The sequence below is a fragment of the Priestia sp. SIMBA_032 genome (genome assembly GCF_046535215.1).
GTDB classification, from domain to species: domain Bacteria; phylum Bacillota; class Bacilli; order Bacillales; family Bacillaceae_H; genus Priestia; species Priestia aryabhattai.
Genome location: NZ_JAWRXD010000001.1, coordinates 694440 through 713326, shown reverse-complemented (window position 1 = coordinate 713326; position 18887 = coordinate 694440). Strand labels below are relative to the sequence as shown.

Below are 18887 nucleotides of genomic sequence, written 5' to 3'. Positions count from 1 at the left end.
GGGATTTAAATGATAAAATCAAGAATGCTACCAATATTTTAATTTCTTAGTTGATATTTAATAACTTATGTACTTTTTAAAGAATAAATCTCCTAATAGTTTTTTATTACATTAATTATTAATTCGTTATTAAACACAATCATTAGATATCTCCAATAGTTAGTATGTCCTAGTAGGTATAGCTATGTAGAATTTTTAGTAATCAATATAGTTGTTATATAAAAATAATATAAAATTAAATTTAAATAATATGAAAAGGTGGGATAAAATGAAAATTGCAGTGGCTGGGACAGGCTATGTTGGACTAGTAACGGGTGTCTGTCTTGCAGAACATGGACATTCTATTACATGTGTAGATATAGATAATAAAAAAGTAGCACTAATGGAATCCGGAATTTCACCTATCTATGAACCGGGTCTTGAAGAGTTAATGAATAATAATATGGAACGTTTGCATTTTACAACAGACTATCAGTCGGCTTATAAAGATGCAGACGTTATTTTTATAGGTGTTGGTACTCCGGAAAAGTCTGATGGGTCAGCAAATTTGAGTTACGTGTATGGGGTAGCGGAGCAAATCGCAGCTAGCGTTGAAAAAGACTGCGTGGTAGTAGTGAAATCTACAGTGCCAATTGGTACGAATGATAAAATCGAAAGCTTAATTAAATCTCAGTTAAAACACGATGTGAATGTATACGTCGCTTCGAACCCAGAATTTTTATCTCAGGGAACGGCTGTAAAAGATACGCTGCATACTTCTCGAATTGTAATTGGAGTAGAAGAAGATACTGCTGGTGAGACATTAAAAGAAGTATATAAAAACTTTGATGCCCCTATTGTTGTAACGAATAGGAAAAGTGCGGAAATGATTAAGTATGCATCTAATGATTTCCTAGCGTTAAAAATCTCGTTTATTAATGAAATTGCGAACCTTTGCGAGATTATTGGAGCAGACATTGAAGATGTGGCGCGCGGTATGGGGTACGACGGCCGTATTGGAAATAAATTTTTAAATGCAGGGATTGGTTACGGGGGATCTTGTTTCCCGAAAGATACAAAAGCATTGCACTGGTTAGCTAATTTCCACGATTATGAGTTAAAGACAGTAAAAGCTGCGATTGATGTCAATGAAAATCAAAAGCTTAAGCTTATTAAAAAATCCAGAAAATATTTTGCTAGTTTAAAAGGATTGAATGTAGCTGTGCTTGGTCTAACGTTCAAACCCGGAACAGATGATTTGCGAGAAGCACCTACGCTTGTGAATATTCCGCTTATGTTAGAAGACGGAGCGAATGTTAAGGCATGGGATCCGATTGGTATTGATAATTTTAAGAAAGTGCATCCAGAAGACGTCATGTATTGTTATTCAATTGAAGAAACGCTGAAAGATGCAGATGTTTGCTTTATCTTTACAGAGTGGGATCAAGTAAAGCACTTTGATTTATCAAACTACAGCAAACTAATGAAAAATCCAATTGTTATTGACGGTCGAAACTGCTACGACTTAGAACGTGTAAAAGATGCAGCTATGGTGTACGACTCTATTGGAAGAGAGACAATTCATAACCTAGAAGTTTCATTAATTTAATGATGTAAGTCTGAAATGAATTTAAAATAAACTACAAGCAAGAGCTGCAAAGAAGCAGGTCTTTTTTTATTGGAGGGAAATAAATGAAACTTGTATTGTTATCGGGTGGATCTGGTAAGCGTCTATGGCCGTTATCAAATGATACGCGTTCAAAACAGTTTTTAAAAGTATTAGAAGGGCGCGAAGGACAGAAAGAGTCAATGGTTCAGCGCGTTTGGAATCAAATTGAAGCGGTTGGTTTAAATGAATCAACGGTCATTGCTACTTCTAAGCTTCAGCGTGATATGATCAGCAGCCAAGTAGGAACGGGTATTCCGTTAATTATCGAGCCTGAGCGCCGCGATACGTTTCCAGCGATTGCTTTAGCTGCTTCATATCTTCATTCTGAGGAGCAAGCATCTGAAGATGAAATCGTTGTCGTGCTGCCAGTTGATCCGTACGTTGAAGACGGATTTTTTGAACGTGTAAAAGATTTAGAAAGTGTGCTTCGTGATTCAAAAGCGGATTTAGCATTAATGGGTGTTACACCTACGTATCCTTCATCTAAATACGGATACATCGTGCCGGAAGGGAAGGTACAAGGGGACAGTTATTTTACAGTCGATTGTTTTACAGAAAAGCCGAGTGAAGAAGCAGCTGTTGGATTAATTAATCAGCGTGCGCTTTGGAACTGCGGCGTTTTTGCGTTCCGTTTGGGTTATTTGCTTCAAATACTACAAGAGAAGAATTTGCCGCTTCAATTTGAGACGCTTCATAAAGAATATACAACCTTGCCTAAAATTAGTTTTGATTATGAAGTGGTAGAGAAAGCAAGTCATATCGTTGCTCTTCCGTATGATGGCTACTGGAAAGATCTTGGTACGTGGAATACGTTAACAGAAGAAATGGCTACATCTCAAATTGGAAAAGGTGTATTAACAGATGACTCAGATAACACGCATTTAGTAAATGAATTAGATATTCCGGTCACGGTATTAGGTGTAAAAGATGTCGTTGTTGCAGCTAGTCCAGACGGAATTTTAGTGGCGGATAAAGCGTCTAGTCCTAAGATTAAAGAAATTATTGGCGACTGGAATTATCCTCCTATGTACGAAGAACGTCTTTGGGGCTGGTCACGCGTATTGGATTATGCAAAGTATGATGAAGAAACTGAAATGGTTACAAAACGTATTCATATTTCTAAAGGTAAGAACTCGACGTATCACTATCATAATTTACGTGATGAAGTATGGACGATTGTACGCGGAGAAGGAGAGCTTGCGCTTGATGACTACATTCGCCGCGTAAAAGCAGGGGACATTGTTCACTTGCCAGCTGGTAAAAAGCATGGAATTCATGCGTTAACTGATCTTGAATTTATTGAAGTCCAAACGGGAAAAGTCATTTCAAATGAAGATACGGTTCGCCTTGTTTATGATTGGAACGATGTAATCAAACAATTCCAATCTTCAAGACCGCAGGTGATTTTATAAGAGTAGAAGCTTAGACAAAGTCAAAGCTTCTATTTTTTATGATCATAGTAAGGAGGTGCTTCTGGTTGAAAACAATCGCCTACTATATTTCAGACTACGGATATGGCCACGCAACTAGAAGCACGGCCATGATCCGTGAGTTGTTAAAGCAAAATGAAACCGTGCAGGTTATTATTTGCCATTCGTTTGCGCTTGGATTTTTACAGCAATCTTTTAAACATGAACCCCGTGTTACGTTTCGAGAAGTAGCAACAGACGTCGGTTATGTTTTAAAAAAAAATTCATTAGAGCCAGATGCAAAACGATTAAACAACACTGTTTCTTCTTACGTCTCCGAATTCTCTACGAAACTGAATCAAGAAATGTGCTTTATGAAAGAAAAGAACGTTTCCTTTGTGATTTCTGATATTTCTCCATTAGGAATTGCTGGTGCTGCTGCTTTGAATATTCCTTCTCTTGGCTTATCAAACTTCACGTGGTATACGGCGTATGAAGGACTGATTGAAGAACAGTTGCTGTCATTTCTACATGAGCAGTACAAGCAAATGACGTATGATTTTTCTCTTGCATGCAGTAACGAGCCTCGCTGGGGTATTGAAGAGAATCAAAGATTCGGTTTCTATTCCCGAAAGATCGATGATTACGAAGTCCAGCGCATTCGCAAAAAAATTGATCCAGAAGGCAATAGTCACATTATCTATTTCGGTTTAGGTATGAAAGTCGATATTGGAACGCTGTCAGAACTGGCGATTTGGCAAAGTCCAAACTGCAAATTTATCGTTTCATCAAATGTTAATGTTAATCATCCTAATGTTTATCATATGCCAACGAATGCAGTGGAAACGCAGTACTATGTAGCATCAGCTGATCTTGTTTTGACAAAAGCAGGCTGGGGAACGGTTAGTGAAGCAGTTTGCGCGGGTGTGCCGCTGTTAATTACAAATCGCAGCAACATGAAAGAAGATCGTCATACAATTGATTATTTAGTTCGTCATCGGTTATGCGACATAATAGAATGGAAGGAGCTAGAAAGCTTAGTAATAACTCCTTCGCTTATTGAGTCATGCAGACGGCAGAACATTAATCGTTATAAAAATGAAGCGATGCATATCGCTAAAGAAATAAATAAAAAAATAAAAAGTAAGTAAGGGGTTCATTCAAAACGATGAAAAAAGCACCTATTTTTTTAGCACCTCTTTTTCAAGAGCGAATTTGGGGCGGCAGCGAATTAAAAAAACAGTACGGATATAACATACCTTCTGCTCAAACGGGCGAGTGCTGGGCAATTTCTGCTCATCCAAACGGCCCGAGCGTCGTGCGAGAAGGATATTATACCGGTAAAACGCTAGGTGAGCTTTGGGATGAGCATCCAGAGATATTTGGGCATTTTGATAGCGGGAAGTTCCCGCTATTAACTAAAATTTTAGATGCAAACGAAGATTTATCGATTCAAGTGCATCCAAACGATGAATATGCAAATGAGTTTGAAAACGGTGAATTTGGAAAGACGGAGTGCTGGTATATTTTAGACTGTGACGAAGACGCGACAATGATTTTTGGTCATCGTGCACAAAGTAAAGAAGAATTTATGAACATGATTGATGAAGGTCACTGGAATGATTTATTACAGCGTGTAAAAATCAAACCCGGTGACTTTTTCTATGTTCCTAGCGGCACGATTCACGCGCTGTGTAAAGGTACGCTTGTACTTGAAACCCAGCAAAGCTCGGACACAACCTATCGCGTTTATGATTACGGTCGTCGTGATCATAATGGAAATCTGCGTGAGCTGCACTTGGAAAAAGCAATTGAAGTAACGACTGTTCCTCACATCACATCAAAAGTAGAGCCTGCGTTTATAAAAATGAGCGGTGGATCCATCATTACGTTTGTAGAAGAAGACTATTTTACGGTCTATAAATGGGATGTGCAGACCGAAATGGAACTGATGCAAGATGCACATTTTCTATTAGCCAGCGTCATTGAAGGAAAAGGCACGCTTTGTACGGAAGATGGAGAATACGCTCTGCAAAAAGGTGATCACTTTATTCTGCCGAATCACGTAGATTCCTTCACCATAAAAGGAACGCTCCAGCTTATTGCATCTCATCCGAACCATAAAGGAGGTCAACATCTTGAATTGGAAAACACAGCTAGACAAATGGCTAACATTTAATGCGCTTGACGTGGAGTTAAAAGAAGAGCTTTTTATAATGAAAGAAGATAACAAACAAGCAGAAGACGCATTTTATAAAAATCTGGAATTCGGTACGGGCGGCATGCGCGGAGAGCTTGGCCCTGGAACGAATCGTTTAAATGTATATATGGTAAGAAAAGCAACGGAAGGCCTTGCATGTTATATAGAAGAAAGCGGAGAAGAAGCAAAGAAAAAAGGCGTAGTTGTTGCTTATGATTCTCGTCATAAGTCGCCTGAATTTGCTTTAGAAGTGGCAAAAGTGCTCGGGCAGCATGGTATCAAAACGTATGTATTCGATGGGCTTCGTCCAACGCCTGAGCTTTCTTATGCGGTGCGCTATTTGAACGCATTTGCGGGAATTGTTATTACTGCGAGTCATAACCCGCCTGAGTATAACGGCTATAAAGTGTACGGTGAAGATGGCGGTCAGCTTCCGCCAGCAGCTGCAGATAAGATTATTTCACATATGAATCGTGTTGAAAATGAGTTATCGCTTTCTGTAAAAGAGAAGCAAGAGCTTTTAGCAGAAGGCTTATTAACGTATATAGGAGCGGAAGTGGACGCTGCTTATACAGAGGCCTTAAAAACGATTCAATTAAATCGTAAGCTTGTTGAAGAAGCAGGAAATGAGCTGAAAATTGTTTTTACTCCTTTGCATGGTTCAGGAAATAAGCCGGTTCGTGAAGGATTAAAGGCATTTGGATTTACTAACGTAACGGTGGTAAAAGAGCAGGAGCTTCCAGATCCTGATTTTTCGACTGTACAGTCACCGAACCCGGAAGAGCACGCGGCTTTTGAGCTGGCAATCCGATATGGAAAAGAAATAGATGCCGATCTTTTAATGGCAACTGATCCCGATGCTGATCGTCTTGGCGTTGCTGTGAAGAATAGCAGCGGGGAGTATATCGTTTTAACAGGCAATCAGCTAGGGGCGCTGATGCTTCATTACTTGTTGATTCAAAAGAAAGAACAAGGTCTGCTGCCTGAAAACGGAGCGGTTGTGAAAACAATTGTAACTTCAGAAATTGGCCGTGCGATTGCTTCAGGCTTCGGTTTAAAAACATTTGATACGTTAACAGGCTTCAAATTTATTGGCGAAAAAATCAATGAATTTGAAAGGAGCAACGACTATCAATTTCAGTTTGGCTATGAAGAAAGCTACGGCTATTTAATAGGAGATTTTGTACGTGATAAAGATGCGGTTCAATCCGCTGTGTTTGCGGCCGAAGTAGCAGCTTATTACAAAGCTCAAGGAAAGTCTCTTTATGAAGGCTTGCTTGATATTTTCAGCAAGTACGGGTATTACAAAGAATCGCTGCGTTCTATTACGTTAAAAGGAAAAGACGGAGCGGAGCAAATTCAAAAGCTAGTTGATGCGTTTCGAGTGAATCCAGTTAGCGAACTGGGAGAGATAGCCGTTACATGTATTGAAGACTATCACTCAGGTGAGCGCGTGCATCTAAAAGAAGGTAAGACTGAGTCTATGCTGTTTCCTGTCTCCAATGTACTAAAGTATCATTTTGAAGACGGCACGTGGTTCACAATTCGTCCGTCTGGAACAGAACCGAAAGCGAAGTTCTATTTTGGCGTGAAGAAAGAATCATTGAGTCAAAGTGAGAAGCATTTAAGAGAAATTGAACAAATAGTCATGGAAAAAGTAAATAAATCGATTGCGGTGTCGATATAAAGACTGAAAGTAAAAGTAAGAAATGTAAAGCTTTCATTTAATTGACAAAAGAATATAGTAAATCAAGCTTTTGTCAATTATAATGAAGTAGATTGAATTTTTTAGAAGTTACTAAGTTCGGAGGTCAACTATGGAAGAGACTATTAGTTTGCGAGAGTTGTTTGCAGTGCTTCGTAAGCGTCTTTGGCTTATTGTACTCATTACCATTATCGCAGCAACTGTAAGTGCCGTAATTAGCTTTTTTGTTTTAACGCCTGTGTATGAATCGAAAACGCAGATTTTAGTCAATCAAGCAAAAAATGATCAGCAATTATATAATAATCAAACCGTTCAAACGAACGTGCAGCTTATTAACACGTACAATGACATTATTACAAGTCCTGCTATTTTGGATAGAGTGGTTAAAGAACTGAAGCTTGATAAATCTGCTGGGGACTTAAGCAGTCAAATTCAAGTAACAAGTGCTCAAGACTCTCAAGTAGCACAGATTGTCGTACAAGATACAAGCGCGAAGCGTGCAGCTGACATTGCAAATACAACGGCTTCTGTTTTTCAAAAACAAGTGCCTAAGCTTATGAACGTGGACAATGTAAAAGTGCTGTCAAAAGCAGCGCTTGGCGAAAACCCAAGCCCCGTGAAACCTCAGCCTTTATTAAACGTCGCAATTGCTATCGTTGTTGGTTTGATGGTAGGTGTGGGTCTATCGTTCTTACTGGAATACTTAGATAATACGTTAAAAACAGAGCAGGATATTGAAAACATTTTAGAACTTCCTGTTATGGGAGTTATTACAACGATTAAAGATGTACCAAAAGCAACCAACGTACAGCGTCCGGATTTAACTGCTCGCGTACCGCAAAGAGGTGAGACGTTTGGCTCGTAAAAAGAAAGAGCAAAGAAATGATAAAATGCTGACGTTAAAGAGACGTCTGCTCGCTCATAATAGCCCGAAAGATCCGGTAGCTGAGCAGTACCGTACGATTCGTACCAACATTCAGTTTTCAGGAGCGGATGAAGAGATTAAATCTCTTGTGCTGACTTCAAGCGGACCTTCTGAAGGAAAGTCTACAACAGCTGCTAACTTAGCTGCTGTTTATGCACAGCAGGGCTTGAACGTGCTGCTTATTGACGGAGATTTACGAAAGCCGACGGCACACTACACGTTCCGTCTTGAAAATCATACGGGTCTTACCAATGTGTTAACGAAACAATCACAGCTTGGACAAGCGGTTCAAAGTACGGAAGTGCCGAATCTTTACGTCTTAACGAGCGGTCCAATCCCTCCAAATCCTTCTGAACTTCTTGCTTCTAAGCAAATGGGAGAGGTTCTTGCTGAAATGAAGGAGCGATTTGATATGGTTATTTTTGATACACCGCCTATTTTAGCCGTAGCGGACGCTCAAATTTTAGCCAATCAAGTAGATGCTTCTCTTTTAATTGTAAGCAGTGCAAAAACGGAAAAAGATGCAGCGTTAAAAGCAAAAGAATTGCTAACGCAGGCAAAGTCAAAATTGCTTGGAGCGGTTCTTAATAATCGTAAAATGGAAGAAGGAAATTATTACTACTATTATGGAAGTAATTAACCTATTTTCTTAAATAACAGGCAGGCTTTCTTATAAGGCGTCGAAACCAAAGCGGTTTCGGCGCCTTATTTTTGTTTGCTGTTTTCAGGCTTTTTTTAGGTTCTGAAAGGCTTCTTTTTCGGCTTGAAAGGTGTTCTGTTCCTAATTTTCCCTTACTAATTTATATAAGGAAAGAGAGTATTACATTTACTGAGGTAGAAATTTCGACAAAAAAAGACATAGAAATACTTACTGTAATGTGCTAATATGAATATTGCTTTTGTTAGGTCTTAAGGCATATGAAAGAAAGATGGAAATTTCATTATTATTTTAATTTGACACCTTTTTCCTATATGCATCTAGACTTATTACTTGATAAGATGGATGAAATTATGCTTAAAACAGCTATGTCAGAAGGTCTGACATAGTGAAGCGTGTTACTTTACGTGCTAACATGCGTGATGGCGTACTGAGGAAAAAGATATATTACTATATGTGTAGAAAAAAAGAACGTTTTGTGAAAGAAAAGATAGCTAGTTTGGACGGATTTACAAGTGCAAACCAGCCCATCCTTCTTTTTTTCTTTTAGTGCAAAATTTATCTAATGAAGTCAGAATACGGGTAGCGGACGCGGTTTTTAGCGAAAAAGCTCGTACAGACACAACTACATAATAAAGGAGAACATAACATGCAAAAAGTAAGAAAAGCGATTATTCCAGCAGCAGGATTAGGCACACGTTTTTTACCTGCAACAAAAGCAATGCCAAAGGAAATGCTTCCGATTGTAGATAAGCCTACTATCCAATATATTATTGAAGAAGCTATTGAATCGGGCATTGAAGATATTATTATCGTAACGGGTAAAGGCAAGCGTGCAATTGAAGATCACTTTGATAACGCTCCTGAGCTGGAGCAAAACTTAGCTGAAAAAGGCAAATTTGAGCTGTTGGAGAAAGTTCGCCAGTCTTCAAATGTTGAAATTCATTATATTCGCCAAAAAGAACCAAAAGGATTAGGGCATGCGGTGTGGTGTGCACGTAACTTTATTGGCAACGAGCCGTTCGCTGTTCTTTTGGGAGACGATATTGTACAGGCAGAAACACCTTGTCTGCGCCAATTAATGAATGAGTATGAGCAAACGTTATCTTCGGTTATTGGTGTTCAGACTGTTCCTGAAAATGAAACGCATCGCTATGGTATCGTAGATCCTTCTTCAAATAAAGGCCGCCGTTACCAAGTAGAGTCATTTGTTGAAAAGCCAGCAGCAGGTACAGCACCTTCAAACTTAGCCATTATGGGTCGTTACGTATTCACTCCTGAGATTTTTAAATTTTTAGAAGAGCAAGAAATTGGAGCGGGCGGCGAAATTCAATTAACGGATGCAATTCAAAAACTAAATGAAATTCAGCGTGTGTTTGCTTATGATTTTGAAGGCAAACGTTATGATGTAGGAGAAAAATTAGGTTTTATCCAAACATCTCTAGAGTTTGCGCTTCAGCACGAAGATTTGCGTAAAGATCTTCTTGTATTTATGGAACAGCTGTTAAAAGAGCAGCAAATCAAAGCTTAAACAGAGAAACCTGCCGGTAGCTTATTTGAGTAGGCTGCCGGTTAAGTAGTATTGGGGTGAAGCTTAATGACAAAAAAAGTACTTGTGATTTCTCAGCATTTTTATCCGGAAATCGGAAGCGCCGGAAACCGGATGAAAAACGTATATAAGCTCTTAAAAGAAAATGATTATGATGTAAATGTTTTGACAACTGAACCAACGTATCCTAATAAGAAGATCTACAGCGATAGGCAGTTTTGGGACGATGATTCATTAGATGAAGAAAATGATGTTACACGAGTAAAAGTAGCCAATCGCAAATACTCTAGAAGCATTATTAACCGCTTATGGTACTACTTAGAAATTGCGTTTCGAATGATTTTATTTATTTTATTTGATCGTAAAAAATACGATGTTATTTTTGTGACGTCGCCGCCTATTTTTATTGCGGTTGTCGGGTTAGTAGCGAAGTATCGGTACCGAACAAAAATGATTCTCGATATAAGAGATTTGTGGCCGGAATCACTAAAGGGAGTCGGAGTATTTAATTATCGGTTTATTATTTATATTTTCAGCGGGTTAGAAAAGCTTCTGTATATAAAAGCCGATAAAATTATCGTAAATAGTCAGCGCTTCAAAGATTTTATCATCGGTAATTATCATATTCCCCTAAAGAAAATCTCTTTTATGCCAAATGCCGCTCGACAAGAAGAAATCTCTCCGATTGAATCAGGTGACGGGCCGTTCAAAGTCATGTATGCAGGAAACATCGGCTTGGCTCAAGATGTCACCATCTTAATGGAATTAGCGAAAGAACTAAATGAGTATGATATTCAGCTCACGGTGATGGGTTACGGATTTAAAAAGCGGGAATTCGTTAAGTTTGCGAAAGAACATAATCTTTCTAACGTGAATTTTATGAAGCCTTCTACGCGTAAAGAATGTTTAAAGACGATTTCAACTCATCATATTGGAATTGTTACTCTTAACGGCAAGGAAGTATTTGAAACGGTATTGCCTGGGAAAATTATCGACTATATGACGTGCAGTCTTCCTATTGTTGGAGCCGTATCCGGCTATGCGAAAACGATCATTGAAACAACAGAAGCTGGAATTGTAGCCAACTCTCATGATGCAGAAGAAATGTTAACACACATTTTATATCTGTATCAGCGTCCTTCTCTTCGAAGTGAAATGGCGGTAAACAGCCGAAAGTATGTTCAGCAACATTTTCTGTGGGAACGAAATATCAATGTGTTAATCAACTTAATTGAAAACAGAGTATCTACATATGAAGAGATGGCTCCTGTAGAAACGAGAGAAAAAGCCGAAGTTTTATAATTACATAGAATCTTCACTATGAATATCTTAAAAGTAACGACGGAGGATAAAGATGTCTAAGAACGTATGTATGTTTGTGTGGAATCATTTTACCAATGATGCCCGTGTCTTAAGAGAATGTTCTTCATTGGTAGAAGCCGGCTATAATGTGGATCTTATTGCGATTCACGACCGGAAAAATCCACAGCTTAAAAAGAAAGAAGAGCGCAAGGAAGGGTTTACCGTTATTCGCGTAAATAACCAGTTTCCGCTATTACAAATGCTTCTTGGAGCTGCTCGACGCTTGAAAAAAAGCATTCCTTTGCAGCTGCTTGCGTTAGTTATACTTGGCTTAGGATTATGGAAGCTGACAGTTATCACGTTACTAGTAGCTGTTCTCCTTGGACTGTTTGTGACGCCAAAAGCTCGAACGTTTATGGTTAGAGGTTATATTGCAAGTGAAATGGTGAAGTATGGGTTAAAAAAGAAATATGATATTTATCATTCGAATGATTTAAACACGCTTCCCCAAGGAATTACATGTGCAAAAATTTTGCGCCGGAAAAAGCTAGTATATGATTCTCACGAAGTGCAAACAAGCCGCACTGGGTACAACAGTCCTATTTACGGAATAATGGAAAAACTTTATATTAAGTTTACGGATGTGATGATTGCTGAAAATCATACGCGTGCTAAATATACAGAAGACTTGTACAAGCTGTATCCGCAGGTTGTTCATAATTATCCGTTTGTTGTGAAGCCAGAGTTGAGTCAATCTGTTAATCTTCATGAGAAGCTAAATATTCCTTCCCATGAGCCAATCCTTTTATACCAAGGTGGTGTTCAAGTTGGAAGAGGACTTGATAAGCTGGTAGAAGCAGCACCGCTGTTCAAACGAGGCGTGCTTGTCTTCATCGGTGACGGTCGTATTAAACCGCAGCTTCAGAAAATGGTAAAAGAGCAAGGGCTTGAAGATCGTGTTAAGTTCCTGGCAAAAGTACCGGTGGAAGATCTTATGCATTATACGAAAAACGCGTATCTTGGTTTCCAAGTCTTAAATAACATTTGCTTTAACCATTATTCAGCGTCTTCAAACAAATTATTTGAGTATATGATGAGTGCGGTTCCCGTTATCGCCTGCAGCTTTCCTGAAATTCAAAAAGTAGTAGAATCAGAGAAAGTTGGAGTATGCGTTGACTCACATGATCCAGTGTCAATTGCAGAGGGCGTGAACTACTTGCTTGATCACCCTGAAGAACGTGAACGAATGAGCCGTAATTGCTACCAAGCTCGTGAAAAATACAACTGGAATAATGAAAAAGAAATTTTTATCGACATCTACAAAAAGCTGGCATAGTATGTCAGCTAGAATTTTAACCTTCTAAATGTGTGCAGCATCATCACTAATTTTTACAAGAATAGGAATGAGCAACTTGAGTAAATATAAAGTCACCGCCGTGATTGTAAACTATAATAAAGAGCCCTATATTTCTCAATGTATTGAGTCTGTTATCAATCAGTCTCTGCAGCCAATTGAAATCATCATTGTAGACGATGGGTCAACAGATAACAGCGGCATCATTTCGAACCGATATGCTGCAGCACATCCTCATGTTCGTTATCTCACTCAAGAAAATAATGGAGTAAGCTCGGCCAGAAACAAAGGCTTATCTTACGCGCAAGGCGAGTATGTTGCCTTTTTAGATGCAGATGATTATGTATCGGCTGATGCCTATGAAAGGCTGTATAAAGCCGCAGTGAAATCAGATGCAGATACCGCTGTAGGAAACTTTGAGTGCTTTAACGAGTACCGCACTTGGCATTTGGCTTATATGAAAAAAGTCTTTGCGAAAGGCCTTCCTGCCGCACGGCATATTTCTACCCACAAAGAACTGCACCTCACGCCTTCAGCAAGCAATAAATTATTTAAAAAAGATCTTCTTATTCAGCATAGCATTTCTTTTGATGAAGATTTACATGTTGGTGAAGATCTGTTATTCACTCAAAAAAGTCTCTACTGCTCGCGTAAAACGGTAGTAGAAAATAGTGACGTTTTGTATTACCGAGTTAATGACAATGAAATGACACTATCAAAAAATAGTACTCTTTCATTTTTCAAACAGCTAGTAATGGTACAGCAAAAATTAAAGAGTTTATACGATACTCTCAATGAACGGTCTCTGCTTCACGAAATCGAAAAGAGACAGGCAGAATTTTTCTTTAACTCTCTTTTTACAAAGGGCCCTAAGCTGCCGAATGATCATTTGAATGAGCTGTTAGATATAAGCAGCAGCTTTTTAGATACGCTTGTTCATCGTGAAGTAACGTTCAGCTTAGACAGCAAAAGTCAGCTGCTCACACAAATGATTGTACAGAGAGATTATGAAGAGTTTATGAACTTAATGTTTTCTTTTTGTAAAGATGAATTTATAAACGAGATTTTTTTGGAAGAAGGTCTGTTTTACAGCTCTTTGGCCAAAACATTTCCTAGATATAAGCAGTACTTAGAAGTGAAGCACGTAGAAGTTGAACAGCGAATTGAAGTGATCGAATTAAAAGACGGACAGCTAACACTTGGCGGCTATGCGTTTATTAAAGGCTTATCTGCTCAAGGAATGCAAAAGGATTTGCTATTTAAATGCCGAGGTAAAGAGAAAGCAGTTCCTTTGCAGCAGGATTTACGAACAGACGTGAGTTATTTATTTTCACATAATCAAATTGATTACCAAGATGCTGGCTTTAAAACGATTTCTCTCAATGTATTCGATTTTCTTGAGCAAGGTGAGTGGCAGATATATATTCGTTTGACTGTAAATGATGTAACAGTGGAAGAACCAATAAAAGTGATGCTAGCTCAGCTGCGAAATCGTACGAAAACCCATGTGGTGAACAATATTCAAATCAAAACAGCATTTAACACACGCTCACAAATGAAAATTAGCTTAAAAAAAGTAAATATGCTAGGAAAATTAAAGTCTTTTGCTGTTCAAGTAAAAAGAGATATTCGATATGATGGAAGCTTTTTGAAGGCTAAGGATTACCATACGTTTTTAGCGATTCTATTATATAGAATGTTTCGTTTATTTTATGTAAAAAAACAAATTTGGCTGATTGGTGAGCGAAAAGATACGGCTCAAGATAATTCTTATCATTTGTATCAATATATTCGCAAGAATCATCCAAACGTTAATATTTATTATGTAATTGATAAGAAATCTCCAGATTATCAATTTATCAAGCATTTAGGAAATATTATTCATTTTAATAGTCTGAAGCACACGTTTTATTTACTCATATCCCATAAAACCATTAACAGCTACGTTGAAACTTCTAACATGCATACGGAATCGTATAAAAAAATTATGAAGTATTATCCAGAGTGGCAGCAAAATGAAAAGATTTTTATTCAGCATGGTGTAATCGGTGTTAGCCGGGTTAATCATGTTCTTCATAAAAATAGAATGAATTATAGTCAGTTTGTTGTTTCTTCACCGTTCGAAAAAAAACACGTAATGAAAGAATTTGGTTATAGCGAAAACGAGGTAATTGAGACGGGGCTTGCACGCTGGGATGCGCTCAAAGATACAAGCACAGGCAAAGAAATTCTCATCATGCCAACATGGAGAAGCTGGATTAAAACAGAGCAGCAGCTGTTTACTTCTGATTATTGGAGACGCTATTTGTCTCTGCTTGAAAACGAAGAATTTCACCGTTTTCTTGAACAAAAAGATTTAACGGTTACGTTCTTTCCGCATTATCAAATGCAAAAGTTAATTGGAGAATTTCCTGCTTTTCATCCAAGAATCACGGTTGTGAAGCAAGGAGAAGAAACCGTTCAAAACCTATTAAGAAGTCACAGTATGCTGCTTACTGATTATTCGACTGTATCGTTCGATTTTGCTTATATGAATAAACCTGTTTTGTTCTATCAGTTCGATTATGATGACTTTTATTCAAAGCATTACAATGAAGGTCCTATTGATCATAAAAAAGATTTATTTGGAGAGAGAGTAGAAACGGAAAAAGAAGTGATTCAGCTATTAAAGCAATTTCCTCACTTCTCTATTCATAAAGCTAATAAAATTCAAAATTATGTTGTAAAAGAACATTCTCATAGCAATTTACTATTCAACCAATTGAGTGGAGGGAATTATGAATGAATAAACCATTAATTACAGTTATTCTACCTATCTACAACGTAGAAAGTTATATCGAAGAGTGCTTAAACTCCTTGTTGAATCAAACAATCGGCCATGAAAAATTGGAAGTCCTTATGGTTAATGATTGTTCTACGGATAACACAGCTGAGATCATGAATCAATATTCTCAGAAGTACCCTCATTTTAAATCGATTCATTTAGAGGAAAATACGGGCGCTCCTGGGAAGCCAAGAAATATTGGTATTGAAAAAGCAACTGGTGAATACTTAATCTTTTTAGATCCGGATGATTATATTCCACATGATGCGTACGAAGCTCTTTATCAAGTCGCTAATGAAAATAAATCAGACTTTGTAATGGGGAAAATGGTGAGCTTTGATGATGAAGACGGCAGAGAGTATGAGCATATTACATTTAAAAACTATTTGTTACATAAGCAGTACTTGAATGTAGATATAAAAAGCGTGCCTTTCTTTTTGCAAGTGAAAACAGCCGTTTATTTAAAGCTTGTTAAAACAGCATTTATTAAAAAGCATAACATTTCATTTGTAGAAGGCATGAAAAACGGCGAAGACAAATACTATGACATGCAGCTTTTCACTAAAGCAGCTAAATTCAGCTATATCCCGAAGGTTATTTATATGTACCGAGCAAGAAATGATGCAAAAAACTTATCATTAACGCAGCGAGATATCGTGAGTACAGTTGAAAATGATGTGAAAGCAGCAAAGCTCGTAAAACCGATGCTTGGCAGTGAAGAATACACCTATTTTCAAATTAACGCGCTGAGATCTCTATTATGGAAGCTGTGTGACCCAGACTTTAACCGTCTGCAAATGGATACAAAACTTTATTTGATTAACTTAGTTAAAGACGTTATTAAAGGGTATGATAAAAAGTTAATTGAAAAATATTTAAAGCTTGAAGGTCCTTTTATCAGCTTAATTGATAAAGGATATATAGATGAAGCGCTAGAGTATAATAAAATGCTTGTTTCGAGACGCTGGTGGTACAAGCAAGGTATTGAGCTACAGGCAGAATACAAAAAACACGCTAAAATCAGAAAAAGCTATTCATGGAAAATGACAAAAATCTTACGCAGCCGTAACTTTAAATTGAAACAACTAATTAAGAGGAGATATGTAAATGAAAGTCAGCATAGTAGCACTCTTGCAGGAAAGTAATCTTACTAATTTTATTGATACTCTTAATAGATTAAGAGAACAAACGATTGGGTTTGAAAACATTGAATTGATGATTCTCGATCAAGCCGTTGAAAAAACGTCTCAGGAAGTAATTGAGCTTTCTAAATTGTCTCAGGAGGCCAATATACATGTACAAAAAGAAAGCGAGGTAAACTTTGCTTCTTTAAAAGGAAAGTATATCAGCTTCTTTGATTTTAATTATAGTATTTCACCTCATTTGTACAAGGAGCTATATAACACGGCAGAAGAAAAAGGACTGGATTTTGTATCAGCCAATGCAGATTCAACGGTGAAAACAAATTTTAATGCATCAACTGAGGTCATAAAACAAGGATTTAATGCGTTAACGTCTTTAAAATTAATAAAAAAAGATACGCTGCTTCAGCATCCGCAGTTAGTATCTAAATCTGTCACAAGTACAGCCGTTGAAGCTTTTCATTTTCTTGTCTATACAAAAGAGCTTTCTTTTAACTACATCGGTAAATTAAAATACAAAAATGGGTTTACCTTTGATGAAGATTATATCAGCTCATCGATTGGACACATTGGCGAGGTTAACCGAGCGTTGCAAATGCAGGCACCTAATGAATTAAACGAAGCCATTAAATTTCAACTTTTAACTCATATGCTTTACTTGATTGATAAAAATACGTTTACAAATAATTTAACAGAAGAAAAGCAAACGATTGCTTATAATGAGCTAAGAAGTCTGTTAGCTTTATTTAGCTCTCAAGAAATCAAAAGCTGCGGTATAGACGGCTATATTCCGATTTTTAAGATGCTCGATAAGAACTTGGACGAAGAAGCTACTGAATATATTAAATTACTAAGAAGTAAGCGTCATTGGTATGAGCAAACAAATAAATATAAGCAGTATTTTAAAAAGAACCCGTACAGCTTAGAAGAGTCGCTTTCATGGAAAGTAACAAAGCCTTTTAGAAAAGCGAGCAGCATGCTTCGCAGCTTAAAACAATCTCTATACAAAGGGGTTTTACTAGCTGCCGCTAGTCTGGTTAAGGCATCGTTATTTAACCGTAAAGTATGGCTTGTAGGAGAACGTGAAGATCAAGCAGAAGACAATGGTTACTTTTTCTTTAAGTACTGCCGAGAACATTACCCAAATCAAAAAGTCTACTATATTATTAATGAGGATTCTCCTCATCTTGAAAAAGTAAAGAAACATGGAAATGTCATTCATCATTCTTCTTTTAAGCATCAGCTGTATATGCTGGTGGCTAGCACTTACATTAGCGCATGGACGTTTGAGGAGTGTTCATATCCAAGGCCGAAAGAAACATTTAAAAAGTTATTTAAAAAGCAGCTGGCTAAAAAATACAATATCTGCTTACAGCATGGTGTTATTATTCATAATATCTCTCCTTATTTACATAAAGAGAGATACAATCAAAACCTTATTATTTCGAGCTCTGAATATGAAAAGAAAATTATTCAAAACACGCTGGGCTACAGCGAGAATGAAGTTGCTGTAACAGGTTTAGCTCGTTTTGATAATCTTCATGAACTGGATGTCAAAAAACAAATTTTAATTATGCCAACATGGAGAAGGCATTTATTTAAAATTAATAAAAATAGCTTTTTAAAATCGGATTATTATAAAGCTTACAAAAATCTAATTACCAATCAAGAGTTTTTAAAGATGATTGAACGTCATAACATTCCTGTGAAGTTTTACATTCACAGCCAAATGCAAAAATTTATGGATCAGTTTGTCGTTGATCATCCGAACATCGAGTTTTTAGTGAAAAGTACGGCTACTGTTTCAGAGCTCTTAAAAGAAAGTTCGCTGTTAATTACGGATTATTCTTCGGTATCAAGCGATTTCTTGTATATGGATAAACCGGTTATTATGTATCAGTTTGATCCGCACAATAATCACCATACACAAGTAAAAGAAATCCAATACAACCATCTGGGAATGATTGTTTCAAATGAAAATCAATTAATGTCAGCTATTGGATCAGTGGTAAACAACGCTTTTAAAGCAAACAAGCAATATCTTGAAAATTCACAGCGGATTTTTAAATATAAAGATCAAAATAATTGTCAGCGTATTTATAACGTTATTAAGCAAAAAACGTCTTAATGATTTATAAAAGCAAAAGCTCTGGTCAGGATGAAGAAAATGC

At 37.3% G+C, this 18887-nt stretch carries 13 protein-coding genes; all 13 read left to right on the top strand.

Annotated features, from left to right (window positions below):
- The first annotated feature begins 268 nt into the window (after window positions 1–268).
- The 13 genes from SB717_RS03550 (at window position 269) to SB717_RS03490 (ending at window position 18844) form a co-directional block, all read left to right on the top strand.
- Entirely contained in the window at window positions 269–1588 is a 1320-nt protein-coding gene (locus tag SB717_RS03550) for a UDP-glucose dehydrogenase family protein (RefSeq protein WP_410903232.1), read from the top strand.
- An 83-nt stretch (window positions 1589–1671) separates the two neighbouring features.
- Window positions 1672–3060: a sugar phosphate nucleotidyltransferase gene (locus SB717_RS03545; RefSeq protein ID WP_410903231.1), complete on the top strand. Its 1389-nt coding sequence runs from the start codon at window positions 1672–1674 to the stop codon at window positions 3058–3060.
- Between the two features lie 65 nt (window positions 3061–3125).
- Window positions 3126–4208 (top strand): glycosyltransferase, encoded by a 1083-nt coding sequence (locus SB717_RS03540; protein ID WP_410903230.1) that lies wholly within the window; start codon window positions 3126–3128, stop codon window positions 4206–4208.
- A 17-nt stretch (window positions 4209–4225) separates the two neighbouring features.
- Window positions 4226–5236, top strand: coding sequence for a mannose-6-phosphate isomerase, class I (gene manA, locus SB717_RS03535; protein ID WP_410903229.1), 1011 nt, complete (start codon window positions 4226–4228; stop codon window positions 5234–5236).
- On the top strand, window positions 5196–6944 hold the full coding sequence (locus SB717_RS03530; protein ID WP_410903228.1) for a phospho-sugar mutase: 1749 nt from the start codon (window positions 5196–5198) through the stop codon (window positions 6942–6944). Before manA ends, SB717_RS03530 begins: the two co-directional genes overlap by 41 nt.
- Before the next feature lie 130 nt (window positions 6945–7074).
- Window positions 7075–7827 (top strand): YveK family protein, encoded by a 753-nt coding sequence (locus SB717_RS03525; RefSeq protein ID WP_410903227.1) that lies wholly within the window; start codon window positions 7075–7077, stop codon window positions 7825–7827.
- Window positions 7817–8527: a CpsD/CapB family tyrosine-protein kinase gene (locus SB717_RS03520; protein ID WP_410903226.1), complete on the top strand. Its 711-nt coding sequence runs from the start codon at window positions 7817–7819 to the stop codon at window positions 8525–8527. Before SB717_RS03525 ends, SB717_RS03520 begins: the two co-directional genes overlap by 11 nt.
- 667 nt (window positions 8528–9194) lie before the next feature.
- On the top strand, window positions 9195–10076 hold the full coding sequence (galU, locus tag SB717_RS03515; protein WP_013055839.1) for a UTP--glucose-1-phosphate uridylyltransferase GalU: 882 nt from the start codon (window positions 9195–9197) through the stop codon (window positions 10074–10076).
- 66 nt (window positions 10077–10142) lie between these two features.
- Complete coding sequence (locus tag SB717_RS03510) at window positions 10143–11396, top strand: glycosyltransferase family 4 protein (RefSeq protein WP_182004330.1); 1254 nt, start codon at window positions 10143–10145, stop codon at window positions 11394–11396.
- A gap of 52 nt (window positions 11397–11448) precedes the next feature.
- Window positions 11449–12732 (top strand): glycosyltransferase, encoded by a 1284-nt coding sequence (locus tag SB717_RS03505; protein ID WP_410903225.1) that lies wholly within the window; start codon window positions 11449–11451, stop codon window positions 12730–12732.
- A gap of 76 nt (window positions 12733–12808) precedes the next feature.
- Window positions 12809–15535 (top strand): bifunctional glycosyltransferase/CDP-glycerol:glycerophosphate glycerophosphotransferase, encoded by a 2727-nt coding sequence (locus SB717_RS03500; protein WP_410903224.1) that lies wholly within the window; start codon window positions 12809–12811, stop codon window positions 15533–15535.
- Complete coding sequence (locus SB717_RS03495) at window positions 15532–16719, top strand: glycosyltransferase family 2 protein (RefSeq protein WP_047931230.1); 1188 nt, start codon at window positions 15532–15534, stop codon at window positions 16717–16719. The genes SB717_RS03500 and SB717_RS03495 overlap by 4 nt, the downstream gene beginning before the upstream one ends.
- Complete coding sequence (locus SB717_RS03490; protein WP_410903223.1) at window positions 16682–18844, top strand: CDP-glycerol glycerophosphotransferase family protein; 2163 nt, start codon at window positions 16682–16684, stop codon at window positions 18842–18844. The genes SB717_RS03495 and SB717_RS03490 overlap by 38 nt, the downstream gene beginning before the upstream one ends.
- Window positions 18845–18887 lie beyond the last annotated feature (43 nt).